This is a genomic window from Fundidesulfovibrio putealis DSM 16056 (assembly GCF_000429325.1).
GTDB lineage: Bacteria > Desulfobacterota > Desulfovibrionia > Desulfovibrionales > Desulfovibrionaceae > Fundidesulfovibrio > Fundidesulfovibrio putealis.
In genome coordinates this window covers 69,003-80,538 of sequence record NZ_AUBQ01000014.1, presented here as the reverse complement: position 1 = coordinate 80,538, position 11,536 = coordinate 69,003, and the positions used below count along the sequence as shown (strand labels likewise).

10 protein-coding genes are annotated in these 11,536 nt (G+C 60.3%); all 10 read left to right on the top strand.

Annotated elements, in window-relative coordinates; all coding sequences use genetic code 11:
• The first annotated feature begins 46 nt into the window (after positions 1-46).
• The gene (locus tag G453_RS0111740; RefSeq protein ID WP_051272355.1) at positions 47-1,426 is read left to right on the top strand and encodes a TIGR03013 family XrtA/PEP-CTERM system glycosyltransferase; all 1,380 of its coding nucleotides are present in this window, start codon (positions 47-49) and stop codon (positions 1,424-1,426) included.
• Positions 1,427-1,501: 75 nt separating this feature from the next.
• The gene (locus G453_RS0111735; protein ID WP_027191223.1) at positions 1,502-2,299 is read left to right on the top strand and encodes a polysaccharide biosynthesis/export family protein; all 798 of its coding nucleotides are present in this window, start codon (positions 1,502-1,504) and stop codon (positions 2,297-2,299) included.
• A gap of 19 nt (positions 2,300-2,318) precedes the next feature.
• Positions 2,319-3,812 (top strand): XrtA system polysaccharide chain length determinant, encoded by a 1,494-nt coding sequence (locus G453_RS0111730; protein ID WP_027191222.1) that lies wholly within the window; start codon positions 2,319-2,321, stop codon positions 3,810-3,812.
• 19 nt (positions 3,813-3,831) lie between these two features.
• A complete protein-coding gene (locus G453_RS0111725) occupies positions 3,832-4,653 on the top strand; it encodes an XrtA-associated tyrosine autokinase (protein ID WP_027191221.1) in 822 nt (273 codons plus the stop codon).
• 38 nt (positions 4,654-4,691) lie between these two features.
• Positions 4,692-5,948, top strand: a complete 1,257-nt coding sequence (locus G453_RS0111720; RefSeq protein ID WP_027191220.1) for an XrtA/PEP-CTERM system-associated ATPase — start codon at positions 4,692-4,694, stop codon at positions 5,946-5,948.
• Between the two features lie 10 nt (positions 5,949-5,958).
• Positions 5,959-7,215, top strand: coding sequence for a porin family protein (locus G453_RS0111715; protein WP_156920896.1), 1,257 nt, complete (start codon positions 5,959-5,961; stop codon positions 7,213-7,215).
• A gap of 6 nt (positions 7,216-7,221) precedes the next feature.
• The gene (locus G453_RS23705; RefSeq protein ID WP_235731751.1) at positions 7,222-8,109 is read left to right on the top strand and encodes an XrtA system polysaccharide deacetylase; all 888 of its coding nucleotides are present in this window, start codon (positions 7,222-7,224) and stop codon (positions 8,107-8,109) included.
• Positions 8,097-9,179 (top strand): FemAB family XrtA/PEP-CTERM system-associated protein, encoded by a 1,083-nt coding sequence (locus tag G453_RS0111705; RefSeq protein WP_205620064.1) that lies wholly within the window; start codon positions 8,097-8,099, stop codon positions 9,177-9,179. Before G453_RS23705 ends, G453_RS0111705 begins: the two co-directional genes overlap by 13 nt.
• A gap of 15 nt (positions 9,180-9,194) precedes the next feature.
• The gene (locus G453_RS26325; RefSeq protein WP_084502267.1) at positions 9,195-10,349 is read left to right on the top strand and encodes a DegT/DnrJ/EryC1/StrS family aminotransferase; all 1,155 of its coding nucleotides are present in this window, start codon (positions 9,195-9,197) and stop codon (positions 10,347-10,349) included.
• On the top strand, positions 10,346-11,482 hold the full coding sequence (locus G453_RS0111695; RefSeq protein ID WP_027191217.1) for a glycosyltransferase family 2 protein: 1,137 nt from the start codon (positions 10,346-10,348) through the stop codon (positions 11,480-11,482). The genes G453_RS26325 and G453_RS0111695 overlap by 4 nt, the downstream gene beginning before the upstream one ends.
• Positions 11,483-11,536: the final 54 nt, after the last annotated feature.

The following is an 11,536-nucleotide window of genomic DNA, read 5'->3' as shown; positions in this document are numbered from 1 at the left end:
CGCGGCAAGAGTCCACAGTTTGAACGCGTCCTGGGGGAGGGAACACATGCAGAATCATACCGATGACCAACACACAGGAAGGCTGACGCTGAAGCAATGCGCCCTGGATGTGCTCGTCGCGCTGACCGCGCTTCAGTTGATGCTCGTTCTGCCGCATCTGGGCTTGAAGGGGCTTGATACATCCGTATTTGCGTCCGACAAGGCCGTGCACTTCCTGGTGATCGCCGCGTTTCCCTCCATGCTTGTGGGGATCATCCTGGCCTACGCCGCCAAGAGCAGGGGCATGGTGATCCATCTGACCAAGACGGCGATTTCGATCCTGGTCTCTTACGTGCTGTTCCTGGCCCTGGAGGAGTCGCGCATCCCCAACCGGCTGGGGCAGACCGAAATCGCCTGGGGTCTGGCCGTGTTCGCCCTTCTCAGCCTTTCTTGCGAAATGCTGCGCAGCTTCGGCATGTCGGCCAGGCGCAACGGGGGCCGCGTGCTGCTGGTGGGCAACGGGATCATGGCCCAGCAAATGAAGGACATGGTCCTGGAACATTCGGACCGCTTCGAACTGGTCGGCACCGTGGAATACCCCGCCACCAGCCAGGAGGCCCGCTCCGAGGACGCGCAGGACATCTTCGAGACCGCGAAGCGCCTGGGCGCCACCAAGGTCGTCATTTCACTTACTGAACGCCGGGGCGTGTTTCCGCTCCAGGATATGCTGAGCTGCAAGCTCTCGGGCATCGAGGTCCTCGATTCACCCGCGATGTTCGAACGCATGACCGGGAAACTGCTGATCGAAAACATCACCCCCAGTTGGTTCATCTTCTCAAACGGGTTCCGGGTCACCCCCCTGTTGCGGGCGACCAAGCGCACCGTGGACGTGATCCTCTCGGCCTTCGGCCTGCTGGCCTTCGCGCCGATCGGCCTGCTGGTGGCGCTGGCCATCAAGCTTGAATCCCCCGGACCGGTCTTTTTCCGGCAGATCCGCGTGGGCCAGGGCGACAGGAACTTCAGCCTGATCAAGTTCCGCTCCATGTGCAAGGACGCCGAGAAAAACTCCGGAGCGGTCTGGGCTCAGAAGAACGACTGCCGCGTGACCCGCCTGGGTCGCATCCTGCGCAAGACCCGCATCGATGAGATCCCCCAGCTGGTGAACGTGCTCAAGGGCGAGATGAGCCTGGTCGGGCCTCGGCCTGAGCGCCCGGAGTTCGTCCGGACCCTCAAGGAGCGCATTCCCTACTATTCCGAGCGCCATTACGTGAAGCCGGGCGTTTCCGGCTGGGCTCAGGTACGCTACCCCTACGGGGCCTCCGTGGAGGACGCCGTGGAAAAGTTGCGCTACGACCTTTACTACATCAAAAACATTTCCATATTTCTTGATTTCAAGATAATACTGAAAACCATTGCAGTCATGCTCTTCTGCAGGGGCGGAAGATAGAAGCTTATGGTCTCAGTCAACCGGGATTTACACGGCAGCCGTCATGGCCAGACACAGCCCAGGAGGAAACCAGAGGTGACGACGATTCTTTCCATCGCTCTTACTCTATTGATGGCGACCAGCGCTTTGGCGGGGGATTACGCAATCGTTGTCGGCGACAAGCTGGCTGTAGCGGTCGAAGGCGAACCCGACCTGAGCATCGCCGCATCTGTCCGGCCCGACGGGAAAATCACCTATCCCCACATCGGGGAAGTGGTGGCTGCGGGCCTCACCCCAACCCAGCTCGGCGAGCGTTTGGCATCCCAACTCAAAACCCTTGTCCGTAAGCCGCAGGTCAGCGTCACCATTGTGGATGGGCAGAACGACAAGGTTTACGTCGTTGGCGGAGGGGTCAAGCCGACATTCTTTGCCTTGGCCACCCACAAGAGCCTGTTGCAGGTGCTCGCCAGCATTGAAGACCTGAGCGTGGCCGACCTGAGTCAGGCTTCCCTCGTCCGTGAGAACGCAGTGGTCATCAAGGGACTGCGCGAGCTCTACGAAGAGGGGGACGTGTCCCGCAACCAGGAGCTGAAGGCCGGCGACGTCATCGTCATTCCGGTGCTGAAGGACCGTTTCGTGTATGTCTCCGGTGCGGTCAACTCGCCGAGGACATTGCCCTACCGGGAAGGGATGACCGTTCTGGACGCCTTGATGGAGGCCGGAGGTTTCACCAAGTTCGCCAGTAAGAACGACACCAAGATTGTCCGTCGTAGCGGCGACAAGGAAGAGATCGTCAAGGTCAAGGGCAAACGCCTGATGGAAGGCGGGGACTCCAGCCAGAACCTGCTGCTTCGGCGCGGCGACATGGTTATCGTGGAGGAAGGGTTTTTCTAGCCCTTAACGGAGAAATTGCATGTCTAGTGCCTTGAATGATTATGACTATTATTTGAAGATCATTCTCACAAGGAAGAAGCTGTTTGTCTCTGTCTTCTTGCTTGTGATGACTATCGGCGTCATTGTGGCGTATATGCTTCCGAAACAATACGAAGCCAAAACAACAGTGTTCCTTGAACAGAACGTCATAACGGATCTGGTGAAGGGCATTGCCGTTTCACCCTCCGTTGACGCCAAGCTCAAGATGCTGTCCGTCGCGTTGCTCAGCAGAAACATGGTCCTCAAGGTCCTGAGCGAACTGGACAAGGATCTCTTCCTTCAGGATGAGCGCCAGGTTGAAGCCTACCTCGCCGACCTGACCAAGCGGATCATGATTTCTTATCAGGAGAAGCAAGGCGTTTTCAGGATCACCTTGCGCGACAAGGACCCTGCATTCGCCAGCGATTTCGTAAACACCCTGACGCGGAAGTACATCGACACCAATACGTCCTCCAAGCGGGAGGAGTCGTTCGAGGCCAACAAATTCCTGGCCGAACAGATTGACAGCTTCAAACGCCGCATTGACGCGGCGGACGACGCAATCAATAAGTACAAAAGTGAAAAGGGCCTGATCCTGGCCACGGATGATCTCTATCTTCGCGGTGAGATAAACAACGCGGAGAAGAAGCTGGAGGAGCTGGCCATCAAGCGTAGCGAGCTTGAGGCCAAAAAACGCATTTTTGTGGAGCGGGGGCCTGAGCCGGGCAAACTCGCAGAGGCCGAGGCCAGGTTGTCGGAACTGCTTGGCCGCTACACATCCGAACATCCGAAGGTGGCTGCCGCGCAGGCTGAGGTTGCGAGGCTGCGCAGCGGTCGGGGTGACTCTTCGTCGCGCAAGACCAATGCGGCAGTTCGTGACGGCCTCCAGATGCTCCAGGTGGAGATCGACGCGTACAAGGAAATGGAAGCCCGCCAGCTGCGGATCGTGGAAGACAGCAAAGCCCTTCTGCGCGAGATTCCCAACGTGAGATCCACCTTGGCCGAGCTGGTCCGGAAGAAAGAGAACGAGGGAGTTGTCTATCAGCAGCTCGTATCGCGCTATGGGCAGTCGGAAGTTTCCAAGCAGATGGAACTGCAAGACAAGTCCATCACCTTCCGCATCCTTGACCCCGCCGTGAAGCCGTTGTCCCCTGTCAGCCCCAACAGGATGCTGATAATCCTGGGCTCGGCGGGAGCCGGGCTCGGCATCGGGTTCGCGCTCATTTTCCTGCTTGATTTCTTCAAGGGCGGGATCAAATCGCCTACTGCCCTGAAGGAGTTCGACCTGCCCGTGTTCGCCGTGATTCCCCACATGCCGGATGTGGCTGCGGACGCGAAGCAGCTCCGGGTGGATAGGATATTCCTCGTTTTTGCTACAGGGTATCTCGTTTTGATGCTGAGTTTCGCCATGGCGGATATGTTCCGTCTGGACGAACAGGCACAGCTCGCCCGCAAATTCGTCAGCTCCAAAATCAGCACTGTCCTCAATAAATGAACAAGGGCAAGGATATCTAATGAGCAGAATTGAAGAGGCCCTCAACAAGGCCGTTCAGACGAGCCCCGGCCGCCCTGTGAGCCGGGCCAAAGCGAACGCGCCTCTTGCATCGGAGTTGGGCGAAGCCCTTGCGCCGATTCCTTCCGAGCACACACTCCAGACGTTGACTGCCCCGCATTCCCATACGGCTGAAGAGTATCGCAAACTCAAAGAGGCGCTCATCAAAGAGTCCAGCCGGGAAGGGTTCAACAACGTGGTGCTGGTCACCAGCGCCAACCCCAAGGAAGGCAAGTCCGTCACGGCCCTCAATCTGGCCATCAGCCTTGCGCAGGAGTTCGACTATACCGTGCTGCTGCTTGATGCCGACCTTCGCGCGCCCAAGAGCCACACGTATCTGGGCATAGAACCCAAGATCGGCCTTTCGGATTGCCTCCAGGGCAAGGCCGACTGCTCCGAAGCACTGATACGTCTCGCCATTGGACGTCTGGTGCTTTTGCCTGCGGGAAAGGCGCTGCCCAACCCGGCGGAGCTGCTCTCGTCCAACAAAATGCGCCAGCTTCTTCAGGAACTCAAGCATCGCTATCCCGACAGGTTCATCCTCATCGATTCGCCGCCGGTGAACATGTTCGCGGAGACTCGCGCTCTGGCCGCCATGGCCGACGCCACCATTCTCGTGGTGCGCGAGGGCCAGTCATCTCGAGAGGACATCAGCGACGCCCTTGAGGCCCTGGATCACCGGGTAATGGGCGTGGTTTACAACGGCGCGCGGGAACTGCCTTTCCGCAAGTCCTCCCACTACGACCACTACGCCTATGCGGCGCCTCAGGAGTCTGGCCAGTGAGCGGGGCGAATGGGCGTGGCGGACAACCGGAGAGGAACGTGTACGAGTCATTCTTCAACTTGGAGCATAAACCCTTCGAGTTGGTGCCGAATCCGTCGTTTCTTTACATGAGCCAGGCACATCGCAAGGCATTGAACTACCTGACGTACGGCATTCGCCAGCAGAGCGGATTCATTCTACTGACCGGCGAGGTGGGCACCGGAAAGACAACGCTCATTCGCAGGCTCATCAACAGCCAGTTGACCGACGTGACCCTCTCCAAGATCTTCAATACGAAGGTCGAGGCCCAGCAGTTGCTGGAAATGATCCTGGAAGACTTCGGAGTGCGCCCCTCGGGCAAGGACAAGCCTTCGCTCCTTCGCGAGTTGAACGATTTTCTCATCTCTCAATATGCCAAGGGCCGCCAGTGCGTGCTTATCATCGATGAGGCCCAGAACCTCACCCATGAACTGCTGGAAGAAGTGCGGCTGCTTTCCAATCTGGAGAACGACTACCAGAAGCTTCTGCGCATAATTCTGGTTGGTCAGCCCGAGCTCAAGCAACTGCTCGCCGCGCCGGAGCTTCTTCAGTTGCGCCAGCGCATCCAGGTCAGCTGCCATATCCATCCGCTCCCGGCCACGGAGATGGAGGGGTACATCACCCACCGCCTCGAATCTGCGGGAAATCGCAACGCCGTGAGCTTTTCCTCCGAGGCGTACGATGCAATCTCCCAGTATACCAGGGGCGTGCCGCGCCTGATAAACATTTTGTGCGATTATCTTCTCCTGGACGCCTTCGCCCGTGAGTCGCACGAGATCACGGTGGACGCCGTGCATGAGGTGGCAGGCGACCTCAACTTCGACAACCAGTACTGGAACCCCGTTGTAGACCCGGTCGATGCGGATTCCGGCCCTGCCGAGACCCTCGGGCAGCGTCACTCCGCCGGACGGGCCACCGCAAAGATCACTTCGCTTCTGAAGAATCTCAACGGCAGGCTCAAATGCATCGAGGACGCGCTGCCCAGGTTGGAGTCCTCCCGTCAGCCAGTTATGCCCGACCAGAGCGCGCTTCACGGCCAGTTGACGCTTTTCCAGGAGAGCCTGCAGGCGCGCCTGGACGAGATGAACCGCAATGTGAGCCATATCGCAGGCGAGGTGGACGCGTTGAAAGAGCGTCTTGAGCGTCACGATGATGTTGTGGTTCCCCCGGCCGAGTTCGAATGCCAGACGGCGTCCGCGCCGCCCGAAACCACTGAGGTAAAGGCCGAACCTCCCGCCAAGGGTTGGATGAAACGTCTGATATTTGGAGCGCTATAGGATGCTGGATATGCGGGTGCCACTCTATTTGACCGTGCTCCTGGCGTTCTTCGCCATGCCAGTTTCGTCCCTGGCCGGTACGTCGGAATATTCCATGACGCTTGGCGTCGGCGAGGAATACAACTCCAACGTCAATGAAAAATCCAACGCCCAGGCGGATTGGGTCAGCAAGGCGACCGCCGTAGGCAAGGTCAAATACCAGTCTGCCCGGATCGAGGCGGATGGTGAAGTGGACGGCTCTTTCAACGTCTATGCGCTGGGCAACCGAAACGACGAATTCAAGGGCAGCGCGCTGGTCAATGCAAAAGTGACGCTTGCTGAAGAACTGCTCTTTGTGGAAGCGCATGGAACTTTCAAGCAGGTATATAACAACCTTATTCGAGGCGAGACAAATCCCACTGACTCCACAAGGTCTCAGGTTGACCAGTACGTTACAAGTGGGAGAGTATACATGACTCCGCGCCTGTCCGACAGGCTCTCGAGCATGATCGGCTACGAGTTCATAGGGTACTTCTATGGTGATGGAGCAAATACGGATTCTAACATCAACTCAACTTCATATGGAAGTGCCAAAAACAAAATCAGCAATGGAGTGTTTGCGAACTTCGTATACGAGTTGACGCCGCTGTGGCAGATCACTCTCGATGCAAACACCTTACGGCAGGACTCCCGCACCGGTGGATTGCAACGGACGTACGTAAACGCTGGGTTCAGGTGGCAGTACTCCGAGGATGGATACATCTCGGCAAAAGTTGGTCCCAGATATTCAGCCTACGACAACGGCAACACCAGCCTCAATCCCTATGTTGATGCAGTCTGGTCTCACACGCTCAACAGGTTTACGGCGAAGGCGATTCTGTCCTCCCTGTATACGGAGAACCCGGTAGCGACGTACTCCACATTGAAGAAAACCGCAGGGCTTTCCCTCGCCTGGCAGGGGGAAAAGCTGAATCTTCAGGCGAATGCGTCGCTCAGCAACACGGACGGCGAGGACACGCGCGATTCGGACCAACTCGCACTGGGAGTTGTCGCCCGTTACGAGATCACTCCGCGTTTGATGCTCAAGGCCGGGGCTTCCCGCAATTCGACTGTGACCAGCAGCTACACCCAGGTCCGCTGGTATGCGAACGGCGGCCTGGAATATTCCCTGGGCAAGGATTTCTCCCTGGAGGGCTACTACCGCTGGAAAATTTACGATTCGAGCCAGGGCTCCTCACTCAACTATAATGTGAACATCGTGGGTTTGAGCCTGAAGAAAACCTTCTAGGACGTTATGAAAGCCCCCGATGTAATTTTGAATGCCCTTACGGTGGACGTGGAAGACTATTTCCAGGTCCAGGCGTTCGCGGATGTCGTCTCCCCTCATCAATGGGAATCATTCGAGTCCAGAGTGGAGGACAACACCTACCGCGTGCTGGACCTGTTCGCGGAACACGGGCTGAAGGCCACGTTCTTCGTGCTGGGCTGGGAAGCGAAGCGCCGCCCGGCCATGGTCAGACGCATCATCGGCGAGGGCCATGAACTGGCCTGCCATGGGTATGGACATCAGCTGATCTACCGCATCGGACCCGACGCGTTTCGCGCTGACGTCCGCAGAGCGAAAGACCTCCTTGAGGATATCTCGGGCCAGCCCGTGCATGGCTACCGGGCTCCCAGCTATTCCATCACCGCCCAGAGCCTCTGGGCCTTGGACATCCTGATCGAAGAAGGCTTTCGCTACGATTCCAGCATCTTTCCCATTCATCACGACACCTATGGCATCCCGGACGCTCCGAGCTTTCCGCACATGATCCGGCGGGACTCGGGCTGCATCATGGAGTTTCCACCCAGCACGCTGGAAATGAGCGCCATGGGCTTCAAGTACAAGCTCCCCGTGTCCGGCGGAGGCTACCTTCGCCTGTTCCCCGTGGAGTTGGTGCGGCGGGCTCTGAGCAGAATCGGGCGGCGTGAGCGCCAGCCAGTGGTGCTGTACTTCCATCCCTGGGAGCTTGATCCAGGCCAGCCCCGCATCCGCGCGAAGCTCAAATCCCGCCTGAGGCACTACGTCAATCTGCACAAGACGGAAGGCAAGCTTCGCCATCTCTTCGCCTCGCTGCCGTTCGCTCCCATGGGCACGGTCCTGGAGCGCGCCATGACGGAGCACCTTGCATGCGCCAGGTAGAACCTGGGGCGGGCCGCATCGGTGGGCAGAAGAGTCTGCGGCTGCTCGATCCCGACTCCGCTGTCGATTCCGGCATGTGGGACGCTTACGTGGATTCCGCTCCGGGCGCGTCATCGGCGCATCAGATGGGATGGCTGCGGGTGATCAAGCGCGTTTTCGGCCATGAGACCTATGCCCTGGCCGTGGAAGCAGCCGACTCGACCCTTCACGGTATCCTGCCGCTGGTCTTTCTGAAGAGCCGCTTGTTCGGCACGTTCCTGGTTTCCATGCCTTTCCTGAATTACGGCGGCGTGCTGGCAGACGGTCGCGAAGAGGAGCGCCTGCTGCTTGCTGAAGCCGCAGAGCTGCGGGAACGCCTGGGCGCTGCCCATGTGGAGCTGCGCCATGCCGGGACTGTCGTTGAGGGTTTGCCTGTCCGTTCCCATAAAGTGAGCATGCTGCTGCCTCTTGGCGATTCGGAAGAGGCCCTGTGGGCCAAACTGAACGCCAAGGTGCGCAACCAGGTGCGCAAGGCCCAGAAGAGCGGGCTGACGGCCACAGTGTGCGATCAGGCCTTGCTGGACGGGTTCTATGCGGTGTTCGCCCACAACATGCGGGACCTGGGGACTCCGGTATATCCGAAATCCTTCTTTGCCAGGATACTTGAAGAGTTTCCGGCATCAAGCCGCATCATCATGGTCGAGCTCGACGGGAAACCCGTCGCCGGCGGGCTGGTCATGTGGCATCGCGGCAGGCTTGAGGTGCCCTGGGCTTCTTCGTTGCGGGAGTACAACTCCTCCTGCCCCAACAACCTGCTCTACTGGGAGGCCATCCGCTTTGCCGTCGGGCAGGGGCTGGACGTCCTGGATTTCGGCCGCTCCACCCCCGGAGGCGGAACGTACAAGTTCAAGGCGCAGTGGGGGGCGGCTCCGATCCAGCTGCACTGGCAATACATGTTGAAGCCTGGCGATTCCATTCCGGACATCACTCCGACCAATCCCCGCTATCAGGCCGCCATCGCGGTCTGGAAACGCCTGCCGGTTCCGGTGACCAAGGTGATAGGCCCTTTGCTGGTACGCAGCATTCCCTGACCCGGAGCCAGAATCATGCCCCGTAATCTTTCCCCTTCCGCTTCCCCTGTCCGTTGTGCCGACATCGCATCGTCGGCGTTCGACGCCGTGCGGGGGGATCAGGCCGCGCGGCGCTTTGGCGACGACCTGCGCGGGCGTTTCCATGCGGAGCACTGCCACCTGTTCAGCTCGGGCAGGGCGGCCCTGAGCGCGCTGTTTTCGGCCCTTCGCGCCCGCACCCCGGAGCGTGACACGGTTTCGCTCCCGGCGTTTACTTCCTACTCCGTGGCATCCGCAGCCGTCCGCTCGGGACTCAAGGTGGCCTTTTACGACCTGGACCCCGCCACCCTCTGCCCCGAGCCAGGCAGTTTCGAGCGCAGCCTCGGCCCTGATGTGGTCTGTGCCGTGGTCTGCCACCTGTTCGGCTATCCGTGTCCCATGAACGGGCTTGCCGACATCGCTGCCGGGCACGGTGTGCCGCTGGTGGACGACGCCGCCCAGGCCATGGGGGCGACAGTGGAGGGCCGCGCGACGGGCATGTCGGGCATCGCCGGCATCCTGAGCCTCAGCCGGGGCAAGAACATTACCTCGGTGGACGGCGGCGTGATCCTGACCAACGACTCGGAGCTGTCCAGGGCCATTGCCGGTGTCGCGTGTGAGCCGTCGCGCCGTCGCGACATTCCTGCGCTTGCGCTCAAGGCGCTGCTGATATGGGCTCTGCAACGCCCGCAGATATACTGGCTGCCCCGGAGTCTGCCGTTCCTGAAAATCGGGGCGTCGGTCTTTGAGCCGGATTTCCCCATCGGGGAGATGTCCCCGTTCCAGGCCGCCCTGGGGCGCAGGATGTTCGGGCGCCTGGACGAAATCAACCAAGAGCGCGTCCGCAATGCGGAGGACATCATCCGCCGCAGCGGCAAGCCCGGCAGATTTCCCGAGCCCGCTCCGGGGTCCCGGCCGGTTTACCTCAGGCTGCCCTGCCTGGGGCAGGCTGGCAGGGAGATTCCGGAAATGGGAGTCGTGCGCTCCTACCCCCAGGCCCTGTGCGATCTCCAGGAACTCAGGCCGCACGTCGTCCACGGCGCGCAGGACTGCCCCGAGGCGCGCAGGCTGGCCCGGGAGCTGGTAACACTGCCGACTCACTGCTTCGTCACCGAGGCCGACCGGGAAACGCTCGCAAGGAGCGTGGCATGACAACATTCATCTTCTGGGCCTGCCTGGCGGTCCTGGTCTATTCCTACGCGGGCTATCCGGTCCTTGTGGCTCTGGCGGCCCTTGTGGCAAGGACGCGCCCCTCGCGCGGTCCTGGGGGCGACACCCCGCAGCCCTCGGTGAGCATCCTGCTTTCCGTGTTCAACGAGGAGGCAGTGATACGCGAAAAGATCGAGAACTTTCTCGCTCTTGATTACCCGCCTGAGCTTCTGGAACTGGTGGTGGTCTCCGACGGCAGCACGGACGCCACGGAAGGCCTGGTGGCCGGGCATCCCTGCGGGCGCGTCCGCCTGCTCTGCCAGTCCGTCCGGCAGGGGAAGACCGCAGCCCTCAACCGTGCGGCATCGGAAGCGGCCGGGGATATCCTGGTGTTCACCGACGCCGACTCCATGTTCCGTCCCGACGCCCTGCGCCGCCTGGCCGCACGTTTCTCCTCGCAGGACGTGGGACTGGTGAGCGGGCGGACCCTCTACGTGGACCCGGCGACCGGCAAGCCCCTGGCCGCTGGTCTGTACCGAGCCTACGAGGAGTGGATCAAGGGCTACGAGAGCGAGGCGTTTTCCATCGTCGGGGCGGACGGCGCCATCTATGCGATGCGACGGGAGCTTTTCGAGCCCCTGAGCCCCGACTTGATCAACGATTTTGTCCACACCATCCAGGTTGCGGCCAAGGGCAAACGGGCGGTCAGCGAACCGGACGCCGTGTGCGTGGAACCCGCCGCCGACAGCGGCGCGGACGAGCTGGCCCGCCAGACCCGGATAATGTCCCAGTCCTGGCACGTGGTGGTTTCGCAACTGCCGCTTCTGCTTGCCGCCGGAAAAACCGGATACGTCTGGCAACTGCTTTCCCACAAGGCGCTGCGCTGGCTGTCGCTGCCGCTGATGGCCGGGCTCCTGGTCGCGAATGTTTTCCTGGCCGCGTGCGGGCCGGGATACGGCGTGTTTCTCGCGGCGCAGCTGGCTGCATACGGCGGAGCATGGGCCGGATACCGGGGCGCTGGCGGAGTGTTCAGAGTGTCGTATTTTTTCGTCCTGCTGCAAGTTTCCGGAATACTGGGGTTTGTGGGCTTTGTGCGGGGGCGGCGTTTTGTCACTTGGAACCCCAGGGCCAATTGAGCCGCACGGCAGGCAGGACCCCGGCAAGGGAGTTATCAGCATGGTGAGCATGTT

What these genes read in the sequence shown, in the direction of transcription:
- G453_RS0111725 (WP_027191221.1), top strand. Translation starts at nt 3,832, where the DNA reads ATGAGCAGAATTGAAGAGGCCCTCAACAAGGCCGTTCAGACGAGCCCC.
- G453_RS0111695 (WP_027191217.1), top strand. Translation starts at nt 10,346, where the DNA reads ATGACAACATTCATCTTCTGGGCCTGCCTGGCGGTCCTGGTCTATTCC.
- G453_RS23705 (WP_235731751.1), top strand. Translation starts at nt 7,222, where the DNA reads ATGAAAGCCCCCGATGTAATTTTGAATGCCCTTACGGTGGACGTGGAA.
- G453_RS0111730 (WP_027191222.1), top strand. Translation starts at nt 2,319, where the DNA reads ATGTCTAGTGCCTTGAATGATTATGACTATTATTTGAAGATCATTCTC.
- G453_RS26325 (WP_084502267.1), top strand. Translation starts at nt 9,195, where the DNA reads ATGCCCCGTAATCTTTCCCCTTCCGCTTCCCCTGTCCGTTGTGCCGAC.
- G453_RS0111715 (WP_156920896.1), top strand. Translation starts at nt 5,959, where the DNA reads ATGCGGGTGCCACTCTATTTGACCGTGCTCCTGGCGTTCTTCGCCATG.
- G453_RS0111705 (WP_205620064.1), top strand. Translation starts at nt 8,097, where the DNA reads ATGCGCCAGGTAGAACCTGGGGCGGGCCGCATCGGTGGGCAGAAGAGT.
- G453_RS0111740 (WP_051272355.1), top strand. Translation starts at nt 47, where the DNA reads ATGCAGAATCATACCGATGACCAACACACAGGAAGGCTGACGCTGAAG.